The sequence below is a fragment of the Paenibacillus sp. FSL R5-0914 genome (assembly GCF_038004525.1).
Classification (GTDB): Bacteria; Bacillota; Bacilli; order Paenibacillales; family Paenibacillaceae; genus Paenibacillus_AQ.
In genome coordinates this window covers 2,608,546-2,632,707 of the sequence record NZ_JBBORH010000001.1, presented here as the reverse complement: position 1 = coordinate 2,632,707, position 24,162 = coordinate 2,608,546, and the positions used below count along the sequence as shown (strand labels likewise).

The following is a 24,162-nucleotide window of genomic DNA, read 5'->3' as shown; positions in this document are numbered from 1 at the left end:
GAGAACACTGTACCTTAGTTATATTTGGACAATCACAAAACAAACTCTTGTTTCCTCGTTCCAGTGATGAAAACCACTTACTTTATTGGTAAAATAAAGAATAGTCTAGAGATACAAACGACATAGCAATAACAGATGAATGATATACAGAAGAAAGGAAGATCGCATTGAAGTTGGATTTGGATGGATTAAATGCTGATTTCTTAACTAGTATGCTTAAGGCATCTTTTTCATTGGAAAATTGGGGTGCTATGATTGAAATTGCAGATAGATTGATTACCCAGATTGCATTCATATATGAGACAAGCAGTGACACATTGAGAGAACAAAACCTGAAGCGGAGTATTCCCTATTATTTTGGATTTAGCTTATGTTCAAAAGGAATCGCACTGCAAAAGCTCGGTAAGTATCCTGAGGCTAGAATGTGTATTCAAAAATATGCTGAATTGGGCTGGATCAAAGGACTAGATGATGAAGGAATTAATGAAGTCAAATACTACTGTAATATTGCAAAAGCCAATACCTACGTGCTCGACCTTTTGGAAGGCAAGACAGGAGTCCTAAAGGAGTATGTTGAATTTATTAGAAACAGTGCTGAGGAAGAGTTACTACCGGGACTAATTACCATCTTGGAATCCTCGATAAAATATAACTATTCCGTAGATTGGATTCTGAGTGATCTTAAAAACAACGTAAATGACATAGAAAAGTATGTGACTAATGTGGATATAAGATATTACGAGGAATACATTTATTTGCTGGTGATGTATTACTACGAACAAGAGAATATGAACGAAGCAATCAACACTATTCTAGAAACTCTGATTTTTAGTATCAAAATTGAAAACGATACAAACCTCAAGAAATCAGTAGCACTCTTTGAGCTCCTAAGAGAACATGCTCATCAATCACAACTTCAAATGTATCACAACATAATGGAAAAAATAATAGTCAAAGAGTTTACTAATGAAAAAGAAAATGTTCTTACTTACAGTCGTAGTCTTGATTAGTTCCAGCTTAATGATCGCCTCTGCAAGTGCTTCCGCTGTCGATTCGGGTTCCACAATTTACACCGTTAACAATCACGGAATGGGTCATTGATTGAAATTTCAGAAGTGGATTATACAAAGGAGCGATCATCCGGCTATTGGATAATCGCTCCTTTGTATGTAAATGCATAAGATAGCTTAGCTAAGGACAATAAAAAGTAATAGTTTCACATTATACATAATCCTATGTACTCTATCATTTTTTTATATACAATAATAAGAGACAACTGATGCCTGTGCTACGAAGGTATTTACATACTAATCAACCATTAGAGGTGTATTTTAAAGATGAACAGACCTATTCGTTTTGGAATAATCGGAAGCGGCTGGCGGACGGAAATGTATCTTAAGTTGGCTCACCTGCTTCCGCAGCAATTTCAGGTAACCGGTGTATTGATCCGCAACCCTGCCAAATACCAGCAACTGATCGACAAATGGAAACTGACCGTATACAGCTCGATAGAACGCCTTGCGGCCGAGAGCGATTTTGTGGTCCTGGCGGTGTCCAAGACCGCTGCCGCCTCACTGCTGTTGGAGCTTGCAGCGCTGCAAGTACCTGTGTTGGCCGAAACACCCACCGCCTCTACGCGGGCTGAATATGAACTGCTTCGATCCAGCGCCATTGATTTCCCTCTGATTCAAATAGCCGAGCAATATCCGCTGTTGCCCCACCATCAGGCTAGAACCGCCTATATTCAAACCGGACATTTGGGCGAGGTAGGTCATGTTCAAGTCTCTGTTGCGCATGGTTATCATGGAATCAGTCTGATCCGTAAATGGCTCTCGATCACTGGCACAGCATGTGAAATCACAGCTCGCCGGCTAGAGGTTCCAATCATGGACTTCTCTTATAGGGGGAGGGAGGCCGAAGATGACCTGAAGACAGAGCAGCAGGATATCGCAATTATGGTGTTTCCCTCCGGCAAAAGCGCTGTGCTTGACTTCACTCGCTCCCAATATTTCTCGCCCCTCCGTACCAACCGGGTACTCATCCGCGGATCACATGGAGAAATTCGCGATAATGAGATTATCCGTCGCCTGGGAACCGAAGAGACCGAGTATATGAACATTAGTCGGATTCAAGGCGGACAGGAAGGCAGTCTGGAAAGTCTCTCCTTGCATGAATTGCGTGCAGGACAGCTTAGTCTATTTCAGAACCCGTTTCATCCCTCTCCCCTTTCTGATGAAGAGATTGGGATAGGACAAGCCTTATTGAATATGTCCCGCTTCCTGCACACGGGAACTTCAGCCTACTCATTAGCGGATGCCTTAACAGACATCAGACTATCATTCGCGGTCGATGAAGCCATCACCCTTGGAAGTACTATAACTTTGCAAGATGAGATCAGGCCTGCCAAATAAAAACAAACACATGAGAAAGTTAAGAGCCTTCTCATGTGCCTGAACAATTGTATACGATTCAATGACTCGAACAAGTGTAGCATGCAAAACAGAAATCAATGACCGCCCGATTTCAATGCCATGCCCTCATGCTCCATATGAAATTTAATTAAACGAACAAATATCCGATTACAGGACCCATAAAAATAACCAAATATATAAGTGTAATCCATGGCTGATAATGAATATAGAATTCTTTGAAAGAAAGACTCCAAGGATGCTTAATGATCACCCAGCCCAAAACATCAATTATAATGCAAACTCCGGCCCATATCGCCCCTGTAATAAGAGCTTCTTCAAGGTTGGGTACAGATAACCCCCGCATATATAGCCAACCAAAGATAGAAAACAGAATGACATTATAAAGAGGATGCCAAGGCTTTGTTTTTTCATATCCCTCCCCCATACCTTTTTCGTCCATTGGACTCATTTTTAACACATAAATATTAAATACGGTATGTAAAACTCCAATAATAGTCACTATAAAATAGCAAATCCATAACCATAACATCGACATTGCAAAATCCTGCATAACTGCCTCCTTTTATTACCCCAGCGCATGCAACTGCTGCTTTTCCGGCTATGGAAATGAGACCATTCAAAACAGAGTTGTTGTTTGAATTGAAAACATCATATCTGACTCCGCTCAAGTTTGCACTTGATAATACGATGGTTATTATGCTTGCATCCGGACTGTATCTAACCTGGTAACCCTTATAAATATGCGCTTTCATTGGATCTGATGAATTTAAATCTTTGTACACGCCCTTTTGCGGAAACCGAAAGAAACGAGTACGAAAAGGGAACATTGCATATTGTTGGCATCCGGCTCCTTTGATGGAAATTCAGTAAAGGAGGCTGCCGTTATAAAACCAGAATGAACCGGCGTTAGCAAAATGCCAGCAAACCCGCTTAAAATCAAACAAGGGTTCCAGCTCAAATGAGCTGAAACCCTTGTTTTTAGTGATGCCGAGGACGGGGGTCGAACCCGTACGGTACTCACGTACCGCAGGATTTTAAGTCCTGAAACAACCTTTATAGCCCCTTTTCTACACCACGGAAAGCACGAACACAAATCCTTTAACCACGCGGGTTGACGGCACTTTTTTGTGTTCTGTACTTTCTGCGTTCAGAAATTTGTATATGTAGCCATGTTAACAAAAATGTTAGCAAAATGAAGGGCAGACGCTTTGCGTTACTGCCCTTTGTGTATGAAAGCGCCGTGCGAAGCACCTTGAAAACCATGCGTAATTGGCAGGATGAGATCGTGAACTACCATCATTGCCGTTGGACGAGTGCAACCGTAGAAGGACGACATAATCGTATCAAAGCTTACCAACGCCGGCACTACTTCACACGCAATCGTGGTTGTTATATGACGGGCATTTTAATTGAATGCAATCGACACCGTTTATTGAGTTGAACATATCAACCACTAATTTTTAGATTGAGCCCAATAATAGGAAGTTAATTTTTTCGTCAATAAGAATTGACTTTCATTCTAGTTGTAACTACAATGGTTACAACTAGTAGTAACAGTACCTGTTACAGATAAAAAAGCACTGCATATTCAAGTACATGGTGCTTTCTACTCTGAAGGTCCAGCTGAAGAACTAGAAATGGAGCATCGCCATCTTTTGGTAATGATGATTTTTTTTTTGCGTCCCTTCTTTTGAAGCAATCGATGTTGAAGGGCATATTAGGGCGCCTGAAAAAGCACAATAGATTAAAGAAGATGCAATTCTACGCTCTAAAAAGTTAGCTGAGAATTTCTAAGTAACAGCGAGATTGGTTAATAATAAAAAAATAAAGGTAGGCGTTTTTAATGGAGACAAAACAAGACACCCTTATATATGTATGGGATGCATATTGTGGATGGTGCTATGGATTTTCAGAAAGTATTAGAGGTTTTTACAAAAATCACCCTGAAATTCCGTTAACTGTTTTATCCGGAGGATTATTTTTAGATAATCTGCCAATAAAAAAATTCTCATATATATCAGAAGGTAATAAAAGAATTAATAAACTTACTGGTGCAGAATTTGGTCCTTCATATCAGGCTTTGTTGTCAGAAGGTACTTTTACAATGAATTCAAAAGATGCTGCAATTGGCTTTTCAGCTTTACGTTCATTAGCACCGAACCATTTGTTAGAATTTACTTCTGCCATGCAAAAAGCGTTTTATTATAATGGAAAAAGTCTGAGTGACCCTGAAACATATCGTAAGATAGCTATTGATCATCATTTGGATCCTGAGCAAGTACTAGAGCGACTAAAATCTCAAGAAACTATAATAGATGTTCAAAATGATTTCAACACGGTTCAACAACTTGGTATAAATAGCTATCCCTCTTTACTTCTACACAAGGATAACCAATTAATTCCTATTGGTGGCGGAGTAATGACGTCGGATAAAATTGAAGCACGTTTTAAAGATTGTTATATTATTAAATAATTTCACCAAAAAGGAGATAAAATTCTATGTTTAAAACATTCGAAATGAATCAAAATGATGTGAAATTGACGATATTTAGTTCTGAAGAAAATAGTTTTATGGTGACTGCAACCTTAGTTGAAAAAGCAGGACATGCATTCTTAATAAATGCGAAATTCACTCAATCCGATTCGAAAGAAATTGTTGATTACCTAAATAAAAATAACTTATATTTAGATAAAATTTTTATTATTCATGGAGATCCGGACTACTACTTTGGGTTAGAAAGTATTAAAGCAGCGTATCCAGAAGCCATTGCGTATGCCACAGAATCTACTGTTGAACATATTGTTCATTCTGTCTTAGGTAAATTAAAAGTCTGGAAAGATGCACTTGGAGAAAACGCACCAAGTAATGTTGTATTTCCTCAAGTATTTGCAGAAAAAACTATTGACTTTCAAGGTTTAACATTTGAACTTGTAGGTTTAGATAATTACAGAACTAGCTTATTTAACAGAGAATTGAAATTATTGATTGGTGGCATTGATATATTCAACGAAATACATGTTTTCATAGCAGATACTAGCTCAAAAGAAGCAATGGAAGCTTGGATTGAGAACTTGAAAGTGTTACAAGGGTTAAATGCTAACATAATCGTACCAAGCCATGGTTCAATTGAAAAATCCTTAGATAATCAAGCACTTATTGCAACTATCAATTATCTAAAAACTGCAATTAAAGCTTCTGAAGAAAGTAAAACTTCTACGGATTTTGTTGCAAAGCTTGAAGCAGCATATCCAGGCTATGCAAATAAAGGCGTATTAGAATTAAGTGCAAAAGTTGTAACGAAAGAAATTCCTTGGGGGTAATGTTATGAATATATACCAAAAATTATTACATGAAACGTATGTATTAACCGGTGAAGGAAAATTGGATGCCTTCAAAATGTATTTAAGTGATAATGTATCTTGGACAGAAGCTGCTGGATTTCCTTATGCGGGTACTTATGTAGGTCCAGATGAAGTAGTGAAAAACGTACATGAACGCCTTGGAACCGAATGGGATGGCTATTCTGCAAAAGATGAAATCTATGCGTTTAATAATCACACTGTTATCGTCTACGGAAAATATAGTGGGACGTATAAAGCAACAGGAAAATCATTTATAGCAGACTTTTGCCATCTATATGAATTTGATGAGAATGATAAGGTTAAAAAATTTATTCAAATCGTGGACAGCGCAACTGTCAATAATGCATTAAGTTCAAATTAGTTGTTTGTAACTTAACTTGTATACGGGGTAGCGTCAGGATAACCGTATTTTCCTGACGCTACCCATCGCTATCAAGCTAAGGTTTTACACTACCCATAAAGCAAAAAAAGACGTTATTCTTTCTGTAGAATTATAGGAAAGGATGGCGTTTTTTTGGCATATAGGGCAACGATTTGATCTTCGATGCCTGTTAAATCAAAAGTAGAGTTGAACAAGTAATCTATCGGATTCTTAACAAGGAGCTCTCCTGTCATACCCTCTAGAAAATCTGAAAGATTAATGACTATATCGTTTATGTTAGTGTTCTGTTCAGAAGAGACTAAGTTATTGATGACAATAATTTTGGTAAATTCTCTACTTACTGAGTAATTTTTTTTCGATTGAGTGTAACCTTAAATACATGTTTTCCATTTTTCATCTGGAACTTTGCAACTTCTCCAAGCTTAATATTACTATCGATCAAAGAGTCCATTTGGATGGTATCTTTTTCATCAACAGTAACAACTACGCTTTTTAAATCCAACGAACTGTTATTAGTAATCATCAGTTTATACTCTTCATCCTTAGCTGTTGGTGTATCACTTAAAGTATCTGAGTTGTTTTTTTCACAACCCGATAATAAGACTATAAACAACATAAAAATAGTTAGCCATCTCTTCTTTGTCAATTAAGTCGCCTCTCATTCTGATTATCTAATGCGTTGGCAAGAAATTTCAAAAAAATATTGTTTCAAATGGCGCTAAATATCTGAAATCATAGAGATTTGGAAGGAGCGACTTTCAGAGGAGGAGTTCGACGAGTTGGAAGCGTTATTAGACTTATATGCTCAAACTCATGGCATGGAGTTAACATCTATTTTCAAGTATGGATTTCGCTTGGGGGCGGGCATCATGGTCGAGGTCTTAACCGGGGAAGAGGAACTTGCTAGTAAGTTGGGTACCTTTCATGACAAAACTCCATAATTTAAGGCGTAAATCCTGTGCGCTTAATAATTGTTCTAAATAAAAATCTCTTTTGAAACTAATCCAAAAAACAAAAAAACCTTGATTTCTCAAGGTTTTCACTGAGATGCCGAGGACGGGGGGGCGAACCCGTATGGTACTCACGTACCGCAGGATTTTAAATCCTGTGCGTCTGCCTGTTCCGCCACCCCGGGTGGAAATGTACTGAAGCTTTATATGATTAATTTTTTAGGCGAAGGACGGCACAATCGCATCAAAGCGTATCAGCGCCGCCAAATTTATATAAAACTATTCTCATACAAATCCCGAAAAATTTCTTCAAGAAGATTTTTTTCCATGATTTGATGGAAATCTATATTTATGAATTTATTTTCAAACTCTTCGAAATTCAAAATAGCTAAGCTGTCAGAATAAATTTTCAAAAATTTTACAACTCCATGCTCCACGTTAAAAAAAGCCTGAATATTGCCTGAAGGCGTACTTCTTTCTACAATAACATTGTATTTAGGGCTCTCTCCGTAAATCCATTTGTTATCAAAATATTTTTCCATAAGTAAAGGTGTATATGTCATTTTACTATATCTCACCGGAGCAGCAACGTTGCCGTAAACATTCTTGAAGCTTTTTATTAACGCTTCCGTCAAGCTGGCAACAGATATGTCATTATTCAGTTCCTTCAGATTGATGACTCTACTTTTTACAGAGCTTATTCCTTTTGCTTCCAGCTTTAATTTTGACGGTTTTAATATTCTCTCCAACTGCTCCAGGTTGACCTCCACCATTAATGTTCCATGATGAAATCCGTTTTCTTCTTCTGCGTAAAAAGCATGCCCAGAAAACTTTTTCCCCTGATAAGTTATATCGTTTCTACCAGATAACGCTACCTCTAATCCAAAGCTCTCAACGGCACCTTTAATGACCTCTAATTGCTTTTCGAGGTTTTCCTGCTCCTTTTTGAAAATAAAGGTGAAGTTCAGATTCCCCAAGTCGTGATATACGGCGCCCCCGCCCGAAATTCTTCTGGCCAGACTCACTTCATTACTCTTTAATTGTTCGATGTCGCATTCGGTGTATGGGTTTTGATTTCTGCCGATCACTACAGTCTTATCATTTTGCCATAGATATAACGCAACTTCGTCGTGGCAGGCGTTTCTCAACAGCTCCTCTTCCAAGGCCAAATTAAAATAGGGATCATTCTCTTGGGAAAGGACAATTTTATTCATCGAAGTGGAGTGCTCCTATGCTAAAACCTAAAACAGCCTCGTGAATGGCTTCCCCAGTAGTAGGATGAGCAAATATAGTGTGTATTATTTCTTCCTCAGTGATATTGCTGTTCATCATTATTGTGAGTGTGCTTATTAGTGCAGAAGCCTCCGGCCCAATAATGGAAGCACCCACTATTTTGCCACTGGACAAATCTTTAATTAATTTGATGAAGCCCTTTTCCTCTCTCATTGTTAACGCCTTTCCGTTAGCCTGAAAAGGAAACTTGCTAATCGATATGTCCATATTTTTAAGCACAGCCTGCTCTTCTGTTAAACCTACAGACGCAATTTCTGGCGATGTAAATATTACATTGGGCACCATACCATAGTCTACATGAGAAGGCGTCCCTAAAATATGGTCCACAGCTGCTATTCCTTCATGAGAGGCTACATGCGCCAACTGAATACGATTTGTTACATCCCCGATAGCATATATATGTTCTGCAGACGTTTGGAGGTATTCATTAACAGATATGCCTTTGCCTTTTTCATTTAAAGCAATACCCGCCTTTTCTATTTCCAGATCATCTATATTTGGCGTTCTTCCAATAGCAACCAAGACTTTTTCGCTGGTGATAAATTTTTCAGCATTGTCCATTTCAAATATAACAATAGCCTTGCCACTCTGGTCTTTTTCAATTCTTGTAACCTTAGCCCCAGTGTAGACTCCAATCCCTCTGTCCATAGCTATTTCTTTTATTTCTGCTGAGACTTCCGCATCCACCATGGTCAAAAGCCTATCACAAAACTCAATGACATTTACTTGAATTCCAAAATTGGAATAGATGAAGGCAAACTCCATGCCTATTACACCACCGCCAATAATGGTGATAGAACTTATATTCTCCTTATGTTTAAGGGCCGATGTACTGTTTAGAACAAAATTATGATCTATCCCCGGTAAATTAATATTGGCAATTTTTGAACCTGTTGCAATAATGGTATCCGTCGCTTCTATGGTATACTCATCTTTTCCATTCTTGACAAGAACCTGTTTGTCATTTACAAAGGATGCGCTACCTCTGATAATTCTCACATTATTTTTTGAAAGCAAGTAATCTATCCCTGAAACCAATGTATTCTTGATCTCATCCTTCTTATCAATTACTTTAGCCATATCAAGCTGAATATCTTTAACCGTAATGCCAAAATCTTCGGCCTTCATTATATTATGAAAGACCTCCGAGGATTTAATCAAAGCCTTGGTCGGAATACAACCTACATTAAGGCAGGTTCCACCCATAGACAATTTTTCTACAATAACCGTTTTAATTCCACGTTTAGCAGCATAGATGGCCGACACATACCCCCCTGGTCCCGCCCCAATAATTAACAGGTCTGCTTGCAACTGCTCCTTTTTACCGTAAATCATTCCTCCAAAATAATCCAGCTTAGGTTTTTCTTTTCCTGCATTTTCAGCAGTAACTTTAAATAAACACTGGCCTAACTCAATTTCTTGTCCTTCTTCAACCAGAATCTCATTTATAACGCATTTATATTTTGAATTAAACGGGGAATTGCCCTTTTTACTCTCCAATTGCAATAAGGTCTGGCCCACCGAAACTGATTCTCCGACAGAAATGTTGATCTTTCCCACTCTTGATTTTTTTTCATGCCCAGTAAGCTGTTCAAGTTTTATATCCACATAAATTCCCCCTAGTCTGCTGTGTAGTTTTATTCACATTTACCGTATCCATTAATTTGGCAACCTCCGCCAATTGCGCAGAGATTGCCAATGAAATGACATCATTACTTGAAATCTTGTTCAAATTCATCAATAGAATCTTTAAGTAATGTGACTGAATACGCCATGCTAGGTCCACCGCCGAAGGCAACAGCAACCATAGCAGATTCAAGGATCTGCTCCCTGGTCGCTCCTGCTTCCAAGGCTTTATAAACGTGAAACACTATGCAGTACTCGCAACGATTATACGCGCCAATCGCTACACTGATCAGTTCTTTTGTTTTGGTGTCTAAGGCACCATCAGCATAATTGGTTCCCAGCAAATTCATAAATGCATTTACGCTGTCCCCATTAGTCTCAGCTAGAGTAGCTAACCCGCTTGTAAAATCATGAAGCATTTGTCTTACATCCTTCTTCAATTGAATCCCATCCTTTTCATGTGAATTATTTCACTTATGATTTCATAATAATACTTTACACTGCAATAGTTGCTATGTAAAGTATTTACGTAAAAAAAACCCTCCTTATAATAATATCGAACGATTTAGTGGATTTTTGACAAATTATGAACCATCTTATCTAATACTGTCGTAAAAATATGCAGTTCTTCCTGGGATATTCCATTTGTTGCATCATCATGAAAATTTTGACCTATCGGAAGCAACTCAGCTCTTAGAGCTTCGCCCTCTTGCGTTAGATTAATTCTGATTATTCTTCTATCTTGAGAATCTCTGACTCTTGAGCATAATTTTTCTCTTTCCATGCGATCAAGAAGCCTGGCTATAGACGATTCATTAACATTCATTTTTTGGGATAGTTCTTTTTGGGATATTCCATCTTTTTCCCCGATAAAAAAAAGGGCCGTCCATTTCACTTTCGTAATTCCAATGTCTTTAAGTCTCCTGTTGAATTCGTCTACTATTTTTTTTGAAGCAGTATTCGTTATGAAACCAATACAATCATTCAAATTAAACATATAATGTCCCTTCCAAAATGGATTGATGTTCTAAAATGGAATTATACCATAGAAATGAGATAGGCTATCTGATATATGGCCATAATCGCCAATGCTTGTCAAAATGATTAAAGTCATTGATAAAGCGACCATAAATTCTTCAAGGCAGCTTTTCCATTTACTTATTAAATTTTGAACCTCAGGAGAAGCAGGAGACTTATCTTTATGTTTCGCCAATTCACGAAATACATTCTCCATGTTACCAAGAACTGCTTCTCTTGTTTCTATAAGTATCATAATAGAAAAAAAACCTTGATTTCTCAAGGTTTTCACTGTGATGCCGAGGACGGGGGTCGAACCCGTACGGTACTCACGTACCGCAGGATTTTAAGTCCTGTGCGTCTGCCTGTTCCGCCACCCCGGCATATTATGTGTTGTTGCTTCATACGATGTTTACGTATAACGCGACAAGAAATATAATATCATGAATATCGATAACGCGCAATCCCTTTTTCAAAAAAAGTTTTATCACATTAAAAATAACCCGCTTCAGCGTGTGCCGACACGGGTTAATAGGCATGTGAATTATCTGCGTTCGTCACTTCTGCTTCTCATTCCGACAAGGCCCAAGAGTCCAAACAATCCGAGCCAGCCCCAGTTAGATCCTCTGCTGGTAGTCCCAGTATTTGTAGTTGTACTGGTTGCCCGATATCTACCGTCCGTTGTAGTGTTGGATAGTGGAGTTATCGTATTTCTGTTGTAGTTATCCCGGGTGTAATTTTCATTGTAGTTATTGGTGTTAGGTCTATAATTTTCCCCTGTGCGAATCTTATCTTTCATAATGCTCTCATGCTGATTCATCGTTCCCGTGGTGCCGTTCATTAGATTGCCTTCCGTATTCATCATCCGAGTGTTATTCACGGTACCATCCATGCCCGTATTCGCGTTCGGGATACCGCCTAAAGCGGCTGACCCGATTGGATTAGCGTAACTAGCTCCCATTATACTCATTGACAGTACAGTACCGCATGCAAGGCTTGTTATCAGCTTATTCACAGTGTTATGCCTCCCTTTATGGTTAGTTATCACTGATAATTTCCCCTTGGGTGGCACTGTCTATACATGAATAGCTTTACTCTTGTACAACATTCACTGTCTTGCTCGCTGCGTCATACGTAACCTTTGCTCCAAGCGCCTCAGCCAGAGCACGCACGGGTACATACGTTACGCCGGTATCAAGAACACCATCCGTAAGTTTAGTGCCGTTTAAGGTTATCGTTACTTTAACGTCTTTGTTCACCTGGTCATCCTCCCCAGTAATTCTTTTTAAAGCTTCATTGACCTGATCCGTCGTAGGACGTTTACCTGCCCGAAGTTGAGTCGTAGTTAAGCCGAAGGCCATTTGCAGATGTGAATAATCTTTAAAAGACGTCCAGTCTCCTCCCCACTCAAGCCCTAGCTGTTTTCCCACCTGTACAACCTCTTGCCAGTCCGCTATTTTATCTTTATCACCATCACGATTCATATCCCAGGAAATACTATTTCCATCCGGCAGCAAAAGCGCAAAATCAAACGCAAGGCCATAATTGTGATAGCTGGTTCCACCCTTGGCGTTGGTAACTATAGGTCCAGGCTTACTTCTCCCCTGCGCATACAAGGCATTTTGTTCAGCAATCGACCGCAATCCCTGAGTAATAACGATGGGCACTCCTCTGGCATAGCTTTGCTGAATCAAAGCCTTCGCCCCTGCTGCCAAAACAGGATGAAGCCCAGCAAGCCTCGCTGCCGATTTGTCCCTCACTTGATCTAAAGTCAGCATAGAATCACCCCTTGGTATAATCAATGATCCCGCTTCCCCATTCGCTTGTACTAATACCCCTCCTTGCCTTAGCATACAAGCATAAACGTCTTCGGCGTCCCTATAAGGAAGGACGATAAGCGTTTAAGCGAGAAATATAAGACATAAAGGATAGGTGTATAACTTATACTTTCTTATATTTTAAAAAAAGACCCCGGTATCCCCGAGATCTCCCCTGAAAAGCACCTACTCATAGCTTCTTCACCTTGGATCATTTCTACAAAAAAGGGCAAAATATTAGCGAAAGGTGGGAACACATATGGACATTCATAGTGATAGCTATAAAGTTGCTGCCCTGAGCGAGCAGGAAGAAGCACTCGAAATTATTCGAAATGCCGAAGCTTCCATTGCACATCTGACCGGCAACCCAACGGTGACCCTAATTGCTTATGAAAAAAGTGAAGTCAGCGGTTCTCAGCATTAGACGATGTAAACCTCCACTAGATCATCTACATTGATCCACTTCCATTCCTCCGCCCACTGCAGCTTAAACTCACGCGAGTGGGTGTGAATGGAAGTCACAAAACCACTAATTGTCGTATTCTCAAAAGGATCAAACAGCACAACAGTGACGCGCACATGACTCCGTAACGATAAAGCAAGTGTACATTCGATCTCCTCCAGCTTCTGCTCATCCAGAATAGGCTTAATGCGGCGCAGCGTCTCTCGTTCATCCCTAATAATTCTTACCTTGTGCTCCGGCAGCATCATTCGACTACTTTCCCACAGTCCGTTTTTCTCCAGCTTTTTGCCCATGGTAACCCCTCCCTAATTTCTATACTTATTCCGCTACATACGAACGTATGTTTGTATTATATCCACACCTTCGCTGAATAATCAATAATCAGGAAAAAGATACCACTTTAAAATCCTCCTCTTTTATCTAAAAGTTGTATAATATTGAATATCTAATTGAGAGGAGCTTTCCACTTGAAAAAAAACAATGCCCTGCTCATCCTAATTCCCGTATTATTCCTATGTCTATACCCCCTCGTATATCGAAGCAGTACCCTCTCAGACCTCACAAAAGGAATCGTAGCTGGCTTATTTATAGGATTGGCAGTGTTACCTCTACTCAAGCTCAAAATCGCATCAAAAAGACGCTGACAGTTGAACTGTTCAGCGTCTAAATTTCGATCTATTCTTGAACTTTCTCTGATTCAGCGGTGGACTGACCATCAGCATCGATGAGTCCTGTTGCTTCTCTTGCTTCATTAAGCTTGGAAATGCCGTATAGCATCGCGACGTCAGCGTTCTGATTCAATTCCTCGAACTTCTCAGCAGTGACCTCTGCGGAATCAGCACCTTGAGAGGCCTGTTCTTTTAGAGAATAAGCACTTTGAAAAGCAATTTTGGACTCATCAAGCAGTTTACGAATGTCTTCGGGCAAGCTAGAGGAAATTTTCACTTTCTCAGCCTGATTGGATAGGTCTGTTGCGGTCTTTTGGAATTCGTTAATCTTCTTCTCCAACTGCTTGTCCGAAAGTTCTCCTGCTGAATAAGCAGCAATAGCTTCGTTGAACTCCGCTAAAGATGATTTTCCTAATTCATCAAGTTTAGACATTTCATTGTAGAAGTTTTGCACGGTTTCCTGCACTTCTTCTTCCGAGGCAGGAGCCGATGAAGTTGAATTATTATTGCTGCAGGCGCTAAGGATGACAGTCAGCATTAGCGTTCCTATTAGTAACATTTTTTTCATTATTTATCCCTCCACTTAACAGAATAATGTCGGTTTGTGTAAAGCGCAAATGAAATTTATGTAAAATGACTATTATGTTATAATTATTTCAATTGTAATCAGGGAAGGAGAGTATTTATGCCTTATTGCACAACCTGCGGATCAGAATATAAGCAGGGCGCTAAATTTTGTGGAGAATGCGGATCTAGCATTGACGGCACTGCTCCAGTGATCGCCCGCCGTCCATCAGCAAATCAAAATGCTACTCAAGAAGTCGTTCTCTGGAAAGGCAAACCAGCCAGTATCTCTGATCGCCTCAAAGGAATCGTACGCCTAAACACGACTACGTACACCATTACAAGCCAGCGCATTATGGTAAAGACCGGACTTATCGGTAAAAATGTCGAAGAAATCGAATTACTGCGTGTACGCGATTTATCCGTAGCACAATCTATCATGGACCGGATGCTCGGCATCGGTACATTAACTGTATTTTCTGATGATGCCTCAGCACCTCAGCTTCTTTTCCGAAAAATCCATGATGCCCAAACCGTCAAAGATGTTCTGCGCAAAGCTGTTCGTGACGAGAAGATCGCCAACAACATTAGCTACCGTGAACAAATCTAAGAACCTTTCACATTAAAAAGCCCCGAAATCCGGGGCTTTTTCGCTAATTTTCCGATGCTCGAATCAGTTCGGATATCGTCTTATGGAAGATAAAAAGCTCCTGCTGGAATAATCCCTTTGGGTTGGCTAGGACTTTCCCACTGCAATACAATTCGCGCGTCCCCCTCATTCTCATAGTACTCCACTTTTATTTCATGTAGCTTGCCAGCTATCAGATTCACACTGCCTTTTCGCTCCTGTCCACTCTGATTCACCCAGCTATCAATGATCAGCCCTCCATCAATCCACACCCGCACCCCGTCATCAGAGGAGGAGTAAATGATATAGGTTTCACTATAGGCTGCAGTCAGTTTTCCACTCCACCGTACAGAGAAAGCGTCGACACGAATGGCTGGATCAGGCGAACCCTGTTTCCACGAAAATTGGATGTTAGCATCGGTTCGCGTCAGCGCAGGTGCGCCGCTAAGAGTCATGTTATTGTAATATTGCCCCCATAGTCCACTCTGCAGCACACTGTCTCCCTTAGCGGCTACAATTGCCGCCTCAGCAGCATACTCTTCCCGCGTGAATACAAAGCTGTCATTCATAAAGGCTCTAATTACCGCATCGGTATTCTTCTCATAAAGAAGCTTGCCCCAGGTCATCTGATAAGACCATTTAGGCTGTGATTTAGATAGTAGTGCAGGGGACGGTAGCTCTCCATTTTCTCCAATCGCGATCACTTTTCCACGACCCAGATCCCATAGACTATCATAGTGACTCCCCTTAAAATCCCCATCATAGATATCTAGTGCCAGCACATCTACTTTGTCACCGCTTGGGTAGTATTCGGCAGGGTCATCACTCCACTGATTTTTGGCGTTTGGGCTCCAGACCCACAATAAATTATGCAGCTTATGATAGCTGGTGAAACGGTCAAACATAAGGTTCCACAGTCCCACGTAGTTGATCTTCTTCCCCCACCAGAACCATCCGCCATTCATTTCATGATACGGCCGCCAGAGCACAGGAACACCTGCATCATTTAGTTTTTTTAAAGAAAGGGCTATCTTATCCAAATCAGCGATCAGTGCGTTGTACTGAGAGGTACCCGGGGTTATATATTTGTCAAAATCAGCGTTGCTTATGCTCGTAGATACGTTATCCCAAGCTGGCGCAGTCCCTGGCAACTGAGCGTGATAGCTAATCGTTACGATTCCACCGGCTTTATACCAGCGAATAGCACTGCTAACGACCCAATCCCGCTGATTGTCTAATAGTGCCGCCGTCTGATTATTGATTGCCCCCAGCTCATAGCCGTGAAGGGCGGCGAATTGCCCGCTAGTATTTTTCAGCTTCCCATTGAACTCATCCGCGCTCTCCAAATAATCATGTTGTCCACTAATCCATCCTTTTCCTTGCAGAAAATAAAGGGTATTCAACAATTTCTGAGCAGAAGGTACCGTTTCCGAATCCGCCGGAGCCATTTGCAATTTACGATACGCGATTTGCCACTGAACATCGCTCACAAACCTCGATGCCGAATCAACCATATTTCGAAGATTGCGCTGTTCCATCCACTCTCACATCCTTTTAACTTTTTTAAGTTATAGTATGGGGACAATAGTGACATGAACTCAGCGAATGGACATGAAGTTGTAAATTAATTTAGGACAGTGTAAGGAACTGCTGAATAAATTCACGGCTCAATAAAAAAAGGAGCCCGGCGGCTCCTGACTATATCTCCAATTTACCTTGTATATCTCAGCGGTAGTAATTCAGAAATATCATATTTAGCTAACCGGCCGTCCTCGGATACAATAACTTTGCAATCCTTCCCGTAATCAGCAATTAACTCACGGCACATCCCGCAGGGAGAAACTACTTTAATTTCTCTTTCCTCGCTGTCCGGATCAGAATGCCTTACCGCAACAATCGTATCAAATTCCTTGTAACCTTCGGATATCGCTTTTCCAATCACCATCGCTTCTGCACAGACTGTAATTCGTCCCATGCTAGCTTCTACATGTACCGCTGTAAAGATTTCCCCCGTCTTAGTACGGAGCGCCGCCCCTACATGGTGTCTTCCCCATTCATAGCGTCTAGTAATAATATCTTCAGCAGAGGCTATAAGCGTCTGATCTTCAATCGTAATCAAATACTCCATATCCAATTCCGTCCTCCTCTTATTTTTCCTAAGTATATTAAATCGCACTGCATTATGATATAAGATATACTATTTTAAGTTCCAAAAAAGGAGGAGCAGATTTGAAAATACAGAAATTACTCACCAGTCTCATCATTGTTGTGTTACTTGCTTTGGGCGGTTACTGGTATGAACAGAACGGAGATCCGGCAGCCCCCTCGTCCACATCCGATTCAGAAGTTGTTCAGCTGATCTTCCCAGCTGATCGTTATCCTGAGACCGCTAAGCACATTCAGGACGCGATTGCCAAAGGGGAGTCCGCGACGTGCACGATTAACCGTGAGCAGGCTGAAGACAACCGCAAAGAATCCTTAAAAGGGATCCCCACCAAAAAAGGCTACGACCGCGATGAATGGCCCATGGCCATGTGTAATGAAGGCGGCAAAGGGGCCGACATTGAATACATAACCCCAAAAGATAACCGCGGCGCAGGAAGCTGGGTTGGCAATCAGTTAGAAGATTATGCGGATGGAACCCGCGTAGAATTTATGTTCAAATAATAAGCTAACGTGAACAGTGCTTCAAAAGAATAGCCCCATCCGGTATACCGGATGGGGCTACAATGTGCATCAGCTAGCTTAGAATAAGCAAGCTTTAGTGATGATAACCAGCAAGATGAAGAGTACCAGAATAGCTCCTGTTGAAGTAAAAGGACTACACACCGGACCTACATTTACTGGGCTTACTACAGGACCTACGTTACAACCACAATGTTCCATTCCCATAATTAATTCCTCCTAATGATTAATGACTACAGCACAAGATATGTAAAAAGGAGATAAGCCGTTTGGGCGAACTGGCAAACAAATGCTATTCACCTAATGAATTAGGTAGGCACTGTCGATAAACAGGATATACACAAAGGAGGTGCAATATGGATATAGCCGCATTATCAATGGCAATGAGCCAGGCATCCTTAGCTCAAAATGTAGGAATACAAGTCATGAATATTGCCAAAAATCAGGCTGAAACCCAGAGTCAAACGATGGTGGAAATGCTGGGCAAAAGCGTTGCTCCGAATTTAGGAAAAACACTTGATATTAGTGTTTAATTGCTTTATGCTAAGGACACACGAGAACACTCGTTCTTATGTGTCCTTATGTTTTTTACTTTACATAGCCTTCGGGCTTTTCTTTTGCTCATTTATGCGAACATACGATCCTATAACTGATTCTGAATGAGGTGAATGATATGAATAACATGAAATCCTATTATCAAATGACTGCGCTGGAGAAGTGGACAGAAGATTTATACAAGCGTCTGAACCTTACTCAGCCTTCGCAAATTTCGATTGCTTATATTGCAGAACGGCTTAATATTTGGGTTCATTATTTGGATGTAAGAAGCAAGAGCATCGAAGCATCAGCGGGGATGTACACCATGTTTATAGACAACCGGCTTCCAGCCAGTCTGCAGCGGCTAGAGTTTCTCCATGAGCTCTGTCATCTGCTCCGCCATGGTACTGATCAAATATTGATGCCAGAACATTTTACGCGGGCACAGGAGGATGAATCTGAGCGATTTATTCTTTATGCAGCTATGCCCTACTCCATGATCTCCCGCATGACATTGCCTGAGCAACGGGAAGATGCAATCAGCTATCTTGCAGCAGAATTTCAAGTGCCAAGCGAGCTGGCTTTACAGCGGATTGATCAAATTCAAAGACGTGTTTTTCAGGGGCAATTATTGGCCGTGATGGGAAGAAACGAAGAACGATTAACACATATTCAATAATGACTGCGGAGATAATAAGGGTAGTCGCAATGAAGGACCATTAATTATGGTGGAATTTCTCGCAAGGGGGATCGATATGGAAGCCATTAAAGTAATTGAATTATTGATGACTCATCCAGATTATAACGTAGATGCAGTACACCCCGAAATTCCGGATTTTGTTGGGATCGAGTCGATTGAAGTGGATCATGAAACGGGGACCTTCTCCATTTTATTGCAAGAACCCAAAGAAGACTGAAGATGATTTGTGTAAGTTCATAATAAAAAGGCAGCAAGTATAGTATACCCAGGCAATTCTTTACCTACGCGGGTTTAACTATCGGCAGGAAATTTGCTGCCTTATATGTAATTATAAGCTCTGTTATGCGACAAATTGAATCAAACCAATAAGAATTAGAATGAGGAACATACCCACAACTCCCCAAATAATAAACCATAAGATTCTGAGACCTGGTAGTACCCTTCTAATTTGTAGATTACAAGATACAATAGATATGACATACCAGTCACAATATATTATCTTATAATATATACATTTTAGCTAAATGGAGGGAATTAATGAAGAAAAGAACAAAAATAATCCTTATTACCTTCGTTATTGTATATGGAGTCGCTTCTTTAGCGCTTCAGGCCTTCCGAAATCATATGGATAATGAAGTGATTCATTATTTGGTAGCTACGAGAGATTATAAGAATGAAGATCTTTATAAAGTCTATACCCAGATTGGTAAGGCTCCCGTCGTAAGTACAACGGTGATTTTTGCAGATGAACCTAACGCAAGATACTTTTATCGAAAAGAGAAGGATCGGATTTATCAATATAGCATGGCTCTTGTAAAAAGGTTTGATCCAAACTATACATATAAACATAGTGAGGAGACCCTCCCGTAAAGGGGGAACTTCTATTATAAAGGTGCGATTGTCTCAACAGTCATGATATGGCTGCTGGGGCAATCGCACCTTTTTTAGATTCTAACCCTTGATCTAGACGCTAACAAATTTTCTCAGGAACATAATGTGACCAAATGCCGTCCTAAATGGTGTTATAGGTAAAGGGGGCATAGAATCATGCAACGATCCATGACCCGGCCGGGAAATCATGTGATAAAGAGTTACGAAATCTACGCAGATATGCTGTTCCGGATTGCTTTGGTCCATTTAGGCAGCCGCCAAGATGCCGAAGAGGCCACTCAGGATACCTTCATCAAACTGATAGAAAAAGCACCAAAGTTCAAAGACGCTGAACATCAAAAAGCATGGCTGATCCGAGTAATCACCAATCATTGTAAAACATTACTGGGCAGAGGCTGGCGCAAGCGCGAGGTTAAGCTGGAAAATGCTGAGCCGATTGCGGTAGACACCCCCGAGGATTTGGCTCTACTGCAGTTAGTTATGGCGATGCCTATGAAGTATAAAACCGTAATCCATCTTTATTATTACGAGGACTATCCCATCCAGGAAATCAGCAAGATTCTGCAGATTAGTCAGTCTGCCGTGAAGATGAGACTTCAACGGGGACGGCAACTGTTAAAACTAGAGCTGGAAGGAGTGGAATCACAATGAAAGAAGATCAGTTTCGAACATCATACAAGAGAGCGGTGGATTCTATGAAACCAGGTGAAGAGATGAAAAAAGAATTGATAGACAAACTGGAGCAACAGCAGGAACGGAAACGTCCACGCAAGACGGTTTATATCGCGGCAAGTATCGTCCTCGCCGCCGGGATCGGCTTAGCTGCACCTAATATATGGCAGCAGTTAAACGGCCAGAGTACTCAAGGGCAAATCGCTCAGGTAACTCCAGGTCCAAGCCAACAAGGCAATTCTGGCACAAATGCGTCCGGAAGCATTGTCATCCCCAAGCTGGAACTGCCGGATACCAAATCTGGCGTTATGGCAGATATGATCGCTCTAGTCGTATATAAAGATAACATTTATACACAGTCTGCGACTCGAATCAACGCAGCCGATGCTGCCGCTCTGCGCGGTGACAAGCTTGGACGTACTACAGGTGGCATCGATGAGTGGAGCGGTAAAGACAAATATATTGAGTTAGCTTCTAACATCGGCGAAACAGATATCTATTCCGTAAAGGGATATGACTCCAATTTCCTGATTATGTCCTATTCGGAAATCAACGGCGAGGTATTCGCCGAACTGTATGAGCATACAAACGGGATCACCGTAAACAGCGGCGCTGATCTATTTGGCAAGCTAAATCTTGAAGGTCGAATTACTTCCGCACAGTGGGAAAGCTTCGACAGTTGGAACAACGGACAGCAGCAGTACACACCGCTCGCTGACGACGAGGCCCTTAATGGCTTCGTGAAGGCGCTCCAAGCGGCCAAACCTCTGGCAGCAGAGCCTCTTACCGCGCAAGGCATCTACGACAGCGAAGACCGCAAGGTTCTCTATCTCCAGCTGGAAGACAACGCCAGGGTAGAGCTGACGCTGTTTGGTCAAGGGCTAGTACGTTACGGTCAGGCACCTGTATTCTTCGAGGTTGAGTCCGGGGCATTCCAGCAGCTATGGGATAGTATGAAACCATAAAAATGATGGTCGAAAACCGAGAGTACAGCGATAGGAACAACGATTGGGACAACTTTTCGGGCACCATACCCATTAGAAAAGTCTAGCTGGATACAAAAAAAAGGCGTTGCTGCAAAACCATTTCATGGCTTTGCGATAGCGCCCTTTTTGTGTTGGCTGTATGGTTTACATTGCGTCATGTCAGAATATCAGATTCTAAGTATAAAAGAGCCGTTGTAGATTAATCCTATGATGGCTCTTTTACATGTTCAATACTGCTATGATAACGGGACTCAAAAAAAGAACGCCCACCATGGACGTTCCTGAGATTCTTATTCGTATACAACGTTTCAGCAAGTTACGCATTTACACTTTCTGTTTTACGATCCTGTCTTGTGTGTAATGTTTTCATCGCAAATCTTGCTATCGGCTGAGCAACCAACAGTTCAATCCAAAATGCTATACCAAAGTTTCTTGGCCAGATATGAAGGAAGTTTTTAAGTGGCTTTAGACTTATTTGTTTCGTCCCAACCCATGTACCGATTATCGATAGTAAAATAGATAACACCGTAACATTCAATAAAGTATTCAACAGCACCCTAGCATTAAATCCATCGGTTTGTCCCATGAATTTCGGCATCACTTTCCCAACAATCGGCCCGGCAACTAATCTTACGGATAAAACTACGATCATCCACATAAACGGAATAACCTTTAGTGTATCTATATACACTTCCTTACTGAAGCCCCGTTCCAACCCCACAATAATAGGGGCAATAGTGTTTACTGAAATGATTGAAATAATGAGTAAAAATAATATACCTTCTTTTCCGTTTCTGGGCAGTCTTGTGTCTCCATGCATGTTTGTCATCTCCGTGAATCATATTTCAGATGGCAGACGTATCATGAGACATATATTTTTGGCCCAATAAAAAGACCAATATCTCTACACACTGATTTAATAATTATAGCACTTTTTTCAAATGAATGTCAGACCTCTATTTAAGATTTATTAAATCCCTCTGCTCTTTAGTGCATTCAAAAGATTTAAACTATCCCTGCAAGCGCATGGCGATAAATCTGGTATCAGTGCATCCGTTAGCAAGCTCAAAATTCCAGCCTTCATTTATGTACCTATAGCCAGCAAAAAACCCTTACAAAGTAAGGGTTTTTGATAAGCAGGCCCTGAGGGACTCGAACCCCCGACCAATCGGTTATGAGCCGACCGCTCTAACCAACTGATATAGAGGAAAGGGATAAATGCCTTAAACTCTATTTAAGAACTCTTGTTTTTATTGGGATTAGCTAATATCGATTAAACTTAATTAAAATGAGTTTGTGACCAATGTGCCCATTAGACCTGGAGTTTGTCTTGGGTTTCTTTATGGGCTTTTAAGCACAACTACAAACTCAACATTTTCTGTTTTTCAAATAGTTATATCCACCAATAGATATGAGGGCTCCACACATCATTACAACCATCAAAGATTGTCGTTCCTCATTCGCAACATCATAATTATTGAACAATAATGAAATACCTGGTTTCATTTTCTCTGCTTTATGTACTTCTTAATCAAATAAAACAATACAAATCCTAACAACACCAAGCCAAGTATGGTGATCCATAGAATCGTTGGATTCCCTACGAAAAAGTATGTATTTCTGTATTGAAAATCTTCATTGTTCATCAGTATAAAAACTCCTTGTTCTACGAACTATCTATTTCTTCGCAACCCATCGTTTTTCAACTTTGAAGTCCTTCTTAATTACTTTATTATCCCATGACTCCAGTATAATCCTGGGCTCTGACTCAAGGATATCCTTTGCTTTATCAATCTGCCCTGACTTGAAAAAGTTTATAATTTCTATAAGGTCACTTCTACTATGTAATCTTACGGCGTTATAACTAGCAAGTTCTTCACACGCTGAGGTATATTGATTTGAGGATATTACCATGGACTTTTTTGCCCTGTGATATCTCATGGAACTATAGATCTCTTGAACAGCTTCTAACCCTACTGGATAAGAATAACACTTTGCCTGAACAACATTTCGAACCCCCTCCCCGTCTGTAAACACTAAGTCAGATCCAAAGTCTCTGCCTCCTCTCGTTTTATATGCATCACTATAACCCATGGCCAAAAATAAACGATACAGATATTCTACAAAGCCAGTTCCGTCTTCCATTCGGTCTATGTCCTGGATCGTAATCTTAAGTGGATCAATTACTATACTTTGGGGAGGGTAACTCTTCTTTCTAGATAAAACTTTGAATACAAAAACAGCAGTAATGATAGCAAGAATAACCAACAAAATTATCATTTTTGTCAACCAGCAACCCCCATTAATATAAGAACCTCGCCAATGCCGGCGAGGTTCTTCCAAATTGCAATGCCATTACTCCCAAACCCTAGAACCTTAATATAAATTATTTGGAACATTATGTATATATGACTGGTAAGAAAAAGTCCTAGACTACTGTTGGTTTTTGGACTCACGTTTCCCGTTAGCTTAAGCCCTTGCTAGTCCT

General features: G+C 40.6%; 31 protein-coding genes, 4 tRNA genes and 2 pseudogenes. 17 read left to right on the top strand and 20 right to left on the bottom strand.

The features are described from left to right. The first annotated feature begins 167 nt into the window (after positions 1 to 167). Together MKX60_RS11620 and MKX60_RS11615 are read left to right on the top strand one after the other, a co-directional pair. Positions 168 to 1,010 (top strand): DNA-binding protein, encoded by an 843-nt coding sequence (locus MKX60_RS11620; RefSeq protein WP_341059833.1) that lies wholly within the window; start codon positions 168 to 170, stop codon positions 1,008 to 1,010. A gap of 327 nt (positions 1,011 to 1,337) precedes the next feature. Then, positions 1,338 to 2,411 (top strand): Gfo/Idh/MocA family oxidoreductase, encoded by a 1,074-nt coding sequence (locus MKX60_RS11615; protein WP_341059832.1) that lies wholly within the window; start codon positions 1,338 to 1,340, stop codon positions 2,409 to 2,411. Between the two features lie 148 nt (positions 2,412 to 2,559). Here MKX60_RS11615 and MKX60_RS11610 read toward each other — a convergent pair whose 3' ends face one another. Together MKX60_RS11610 and MKX60_RS11605 are read right to left on the bottom strand one after the other, a co-directional pair. After that, entirely contained in the window at positions 2,560 to 2,982 is a 423-nt protein-coding gene (locus MKX60_RS11610) for a hypothetical protein (protein ID WP_149646653.1), read from the bottom strand. 435 nt (positions 2,983 to 3,417) lie between these two features. Further along, positions 3,418 to 3,510 (bottom strand) — tRNA-OTHER (locus MKX60_RS11605). A 159-nt stretch (positions 3,511 to 3,669) separates the two neighbouring features. Between MKX60_RS11605 and MKX60_RS11600 the strand changes: the two are divergent. From MKX60_RS11600 to MKX60_RS11580, 5 genes and pseudogenes are all read left to right on the top strand, one after another. After that, positions 3,670 to 3,873: pseudogene (locus tag MKX60_RS11600) on the top strand (transposase); the annotation flags it as partial. A 121-nt stretch (positions 3,874 to 3,994) separates the two neighbouring features. Then, positions 3,995 to 4,175, top strand: a pseudogene (locus MKX60_RS11595) (FMN-dependent NADH-azoreductase); the annotation flags it as partial. A 100-nt stretch (positions 4,176 to 4,275) separates the two neighbouring features. Continuing rightward, positions 4,276 to 4,905, top strand: a complete 630-nt coding sequence (locus MKX60_RS11590) for a DsbA family protein (protein WP_341059831.1) — start codon at positions 4,276 to 4,278, stop codon at positions 4,903 to 4,905. 26 nt (positions 4,906 to 4,931) lie between these two features. After that, the gene (locus tag MKX60_RS11585; protein WP_341059830.1) at positions 4,932 to 5,753 is read left to right on the top strand and encodes a cytoplasmic protein; all 822 of its coding nucleotides are present in this window, start codon (positions 4,932 to 4,934) and stop codon (positions 5,751 to 5,753) included. A gap of 4 nt (positions 5,754 to 5,757) precedes the next feature. Beyond that, a complete protein-coding gene (locus tag MKX60_RS11580; protein WP_076284730.1) occupies positions 5,758 to 6,156 on the top strand; it encodes a nuclear transport factor 2 family protein in 399 nt (132 codons plus the stop codon). A gap of 358 nt (positions 6,157 to 6,514) precedes the next feature. Here the strand turns inward: MKX60_RS11580 and MKX60_RS11575 are convergent, their stop codons facing one another. Further along, complete coding sequence (locus MKX60_RS11575) at positions 6,515 to 6,823, bottom strand: hypothetical protein (protein WP_341052373.1); 309 nt, start codon at positions 6,821 to 6,823, stop codon at positions 6,515 to 6,517. Positions 6,824 to 6,899: 76 nt separating this feature from the next. Here MKX60_RS11575 and MKX60_RS11570 point away from each other — a divergent pair, with 76 nt between their 5' ends. Next, on the top strand, positions 6,900 to 7,118 hold the full coding sequence (locus tag MKX60_RS11570) for a DUF6809 family protein (protein WP_341060297.1): 219 nt from the start codon (positions 6,900 to 6,902) through the stop codon (positions 7,116 to 7,118). Positions 7,119 to 7,225: 107 nt separating this feature from the next. Here MKX60_RS11570 and MKX60_RS11565 read toward each other — a convergent pair. The 9 genes from MKX60_RS11565 to MKX60_RS11525 all read right to left on the bottom strand — a co-directional run bounded on the left by MKX60_RS11565 (position 7,226) and on the right by MKX60_RS11525 (position 12,841). After that, positions 7,226 to 7,311 (bottom strand) — tRNA-Leu (locus MKX60_RS11565). An 85-nt stretch (positions 7,312 to 7,396) separates the two neighbouring features. Further along, positions 7,397 to 8,341 (bottom strand): lipoate--protein ligase, encoded by a 945-nt coding sequence (locus tag MKX60_RS11560; protein WP_076284732.1) that lies wholly within the window; start codon positions 8,339 to 8,341, stop codon positions 7,397 to 7,399. Then, positions 8,334 to 10,028 carry a dihydrolipoyl dehydrogenase gene (gene lpdA / locus MKX60_RS11555; protein ID WP_341059828.1) on the bottom strand — a complete coding sequence of 565 codons (1,695 nt, stop codon included), beginning with the start codon at positions 10,026 to 10,028 and terminating at the stop codon, positions 8,334 to 8,336. The genes MKX60_RS11560 and lpdA overlap by 8 nt, the downstream gene beginning before the upstream one ends. Positions 10,029 to 10,132: 104 nt before the next feature. Continuing rightward, positions 10,133 to 10,486 (bottom strand): carboxymuconolactone decarboxylase family protein, encoded by a 354-nt coding sequence (locus MKX60_RS11550; RefSeq protein ID WP_060626660.1) that lies wholly within the window; start codon positions 10,484 to 10,486, stop codon positions 10,133 to 10,135. A 125-nt stretch (positions 10,487 to 10,611) separates the two neighbouring features. Beyond that, on the bottom strand, positions 10,612 to 11,043 hold the full coding sequence (locus tag MKX60_RS11545; RefSeq protein WP_076284734.1) for a MarR family winged helix-turn-helix transcriptional regulator: 432 nt from the start codon (positions 11,041 to 11,043) through the stop codon (positions 10,612 to 10,614). 30 nt (positions 11,044 to 11,073) lie between these two features. Continuing rightward, the gene (locus MKX60_RS11540; protein WP_179085775.1) at positions 11,074 to 11,319 is read right to left on the bottom strand and encodes a TipAS antibiotic-recognition domain-containing protein; all 246 of its coding nucleotides are present in this window, start codon (positions 11,317 to 11,319) and stop codon (positions 11,074 to 11,076) included. A 41-nt stretch (positions 11,320 to 11,360) separates the two neighbouring features. After that, positions 11,361 to 11,446, bottom strand: a tRNA-Leu gene (locus tag MKX60_RS11535). A 161-nt stretch (positions 11,447 to 11,607) separates the two neighbouring features. Next, a complete protein-coding gene (locus MKX60_RS11530) occupies positions 11,608 to 12,078 on the bottom strand; it encodes a WGxxGxxG family protein (protein ID WP_076284736.1) in 471 nt (156 codons plus the stop codon). Between the two features lie 76 nt (positions 12,079 to 12,154). Further along, complete coding sequence (locus MKX60_RS11525) at positions 12,155 to 12,841, bottom strand: M15 family metallopeptidase (protein WP_076284737.1); 687 nt, start codon at positions 12,839 to 12,841, stop codon at positions 12,155 to 12,157. 298 nt (positions 12,842 to 13,139) lie between these two features. On the opposite strand from MKX60_RS11525, the gene MKX60_RS11520 reads away from it, so the two are divergent. Continuing rightward, a complete protein-coding gene (locus MKX60_RS11520; RefSeq protein ID WP_179085776.1) occupies positions 13,140 to 13,304 on the top strand; it encodes a hypothetical protein in 165 nt (54 codons plus the stop codon). On the opposite strand, the gene MKX60_RS11515 is transcribed toward MKX60_RS11520, so the two are convergent. Next, complete coding sequence (locus tag MKX60_RS11515) at positions 13,301 to 13,636, bottom strand: YolD-like family protein (protein WP_042130171.1); 336 nt, start codon at positions 13,634 to 13,636, stop codon at positions 13,301 to 13,303. The genes MKX60_RS11520 and MKX60_RS11515 overlap by 4 nt on opposite strands. A 382-nt stretch (positions 13,637 to 14,018) precedes the next feature. Beyond that, complete coding sequence (locus MKX60_RS11510; protein WP_076284738.1) at positions 14,019 to 14,579, bottom strand: hypothetical protein; 561 nt, start codon at positions 14,577 to 14,579, stop codon at positions 14,019 to 14,021. Between the two features lie 117 nt (positions 14,580 to 14,696). On the opposite strand from MKX60_RS11510, the gene MKX60_RS11505 reads away from it, so the two are divergent. Further along, positions 14,697 to 15,185 (top strand): PH domain-containing protein, encoded by a 489-nt coding sequence (locus tag MKX60_RS11505; protein WP_076284739.1) that lies wholly within the window; start codon positions 14,697 to 14,699, stop codon positions 15,183 to 15,185. A gap of 80 nt (positions 15,186 to 15,265) precedes the next feature. On the opposite strand, the gene MKX60_RS11500 is transcribed toward MKX60_RS11505, so the two are convergent. Both MKX60_RS11500 and MKX60_RS11495 read right to left on the bottom strand, forming a co-directional pair. Then, entirely contained in the window at positions 15,266 to 16,741 is a 1,476-nt protein-coding gene (locus tag MKX60_RS11500; protein ID WP_076284740.1) for a glycosyl hydrolase, read from the bottom strand. A gap of 173 nt (positions 16,742 to 16,914) precedes the next feature. Beyond that, entirely contained in the window at positions 16,915 to 17,331 is a 417-nt protein-coding gene (locus tag MKX60_RS11495; protein WP_042194350.1) for a cytidine deaminase, read from the bottom strand. Between the two features lie 107 nt (positions 17,332 to 17,438). Here MKX60_RS11495 and MKX60_RS11490 point away from each other — a divergent pair, with 107 nt between their 5' ends. Next, positions 17,439 to 17,870 (top strand): NucA/NucB deoxyribonuclease domain-containing protein, encoded by a 432-nt coding sequence (locus tag MKX60_RS11490; protein WP_076284862.1) that lies wholly within the window; start codon positions 17,439 to 17,441, stop codon positions 17,868 to 17,870. 78 nt (positions 17,871 to 17,948) lie between these two features. On the opposite strand, the gene MKX60_RS11485 is transcribed toward MKX60_RS11490, so the two are convergent. Then, entirely contained in the window at positions 17,949 to 18,095 is a 147-nt protein-coding gene (locus MKX60_RS11485) for a hypothetical protein (protein ID WP_156113170.1), read from the bottom strand. A 149-nt stretch (positions 18,096 to 18,244) separates the two neighbouring features. Here MKX60_RS11485 and MKX60_RS11480 point away from each other — a divergent pair, with 149 nt between their 5' ends. The 6 genes from MKX60_RS11480 to MKX60_RS11455 all read left to right on the top strand — a co-directional run bounded on the left by MKX60_RS11480 (position 18,245) and on the right by MKX60_RS11455 (position 21,653). Continuing rightward, entirely contained in the window at positions 18,245 to 18,421 is a 177-nt protein-coding gene (locus tag MKX60_RS11480) for a YjfB family protein (protein ID WP_076098563.1), read from the top strand. 140 nt (positions 18,422 to 18,561) lie between these two features. Continuing rightward, complete coding sequence (locus tag MKX60_RS11475) at positions 18,562 to 19,104, top strand: ImmA/IrrE family metallo-endopeptidase (protein WP_231573332.1); 543 nt, start codon at positions 18,562 to 18,564, stop codon at positions 19,102 to 19,104. A 76-nt stretch (positions 19,105 to 19,180) separates the two neighbouring features. Further along, on the top strand, positions 19,181 to 19,342 hold the full coding sequence (locus MKX60_RS11470) for a hypothetical protein (RefSeq protein ID WP_179085777.1): 162 nt from the start codon (positions 19,181 to 19,183) through the stop codon (positions 19,340 to 19,342). A gap of 320 nt (positions 19,343 to 19,662) precedes the next feature. Next, positions 19,663 to 19,995, top strand: coding sequence for a hypothetical protein (locus MKX60_RS11465; RefSeq protein WP_042190784.1), 333 nt, complete (start codon positions 19,663 to 19,665; stop codon positions 19,993 to 19,995). A gap of 177 nt (positions 19,996 to 20,172) precedes the next feature. Next, positions 20,173 to 20,667, top strand: a complete 495-nt coding sequence (locus MKX60_RS11460) for an RNA polymerase sigma factor (RefSeq protein WP_042190786.1) — start codon at positions 20,173 to 20,175, stop codon at positions 20,665 to 20,667. Then, positions 20,664 to 21,653 carry a hypothetical protein gene (locus MKX60_RS11455; RefSeq protein WP_341059821.1) on the top strand — a complete coding sequence of 330 codons (990 nt, stop codon included), beginning with the start codon at positions 20,664 to 20,666 and terminating at the stop codon, positions 21,651 to 21,653. Before MKX60_RS11460 ends, MKX60_RS11455 begins: the two co-directional genes overlap by 4 nt. A 337-nt stretch (positions 21,654 to 21,990) precedes the next feature. Here MKX60_RS11455 and MKX60_RS11450 read toward each other — a convergent pair whose 3' ends face one another. The 3 genes from MKX60_RS11450 to MKX60_RS11440 form a co-directional block, all read right to left on the bottom strand. Next, positions 21,991 to 22,494: a hypothetical protein gene (locus MKX60_RS11450; protein WP_341059819.1), complete on the bottom strand. Its 504-nt coding sequence runs from the start codon at positions 22,492 to 22,494 to the stop codon at positions 21,991 to 21,993. Positions 22,495 to 22,811: 317 nt separating this feature from the next. After that, positions 22,812 to 22,898: transfer RNA gene (locus MKX60_RS11445), tRNA-Ile, on the bottom strand. Positions 22,899 to 23,351: 453 nt separating this feature from the next. Beyond that, positions 23,352 to 23,954, bottom strand: a complete 603-nt coding sequence (locus MKX60_RS11440) for a restriction endonuclease (RefSeq protein ID WP_341060296.1) — start codon at positions 23,952 to 23,954, stop codon at positions 23,352 to 23,354. Positions 23,955 to 24,162 lie beyond the last annotated feature (208 nt).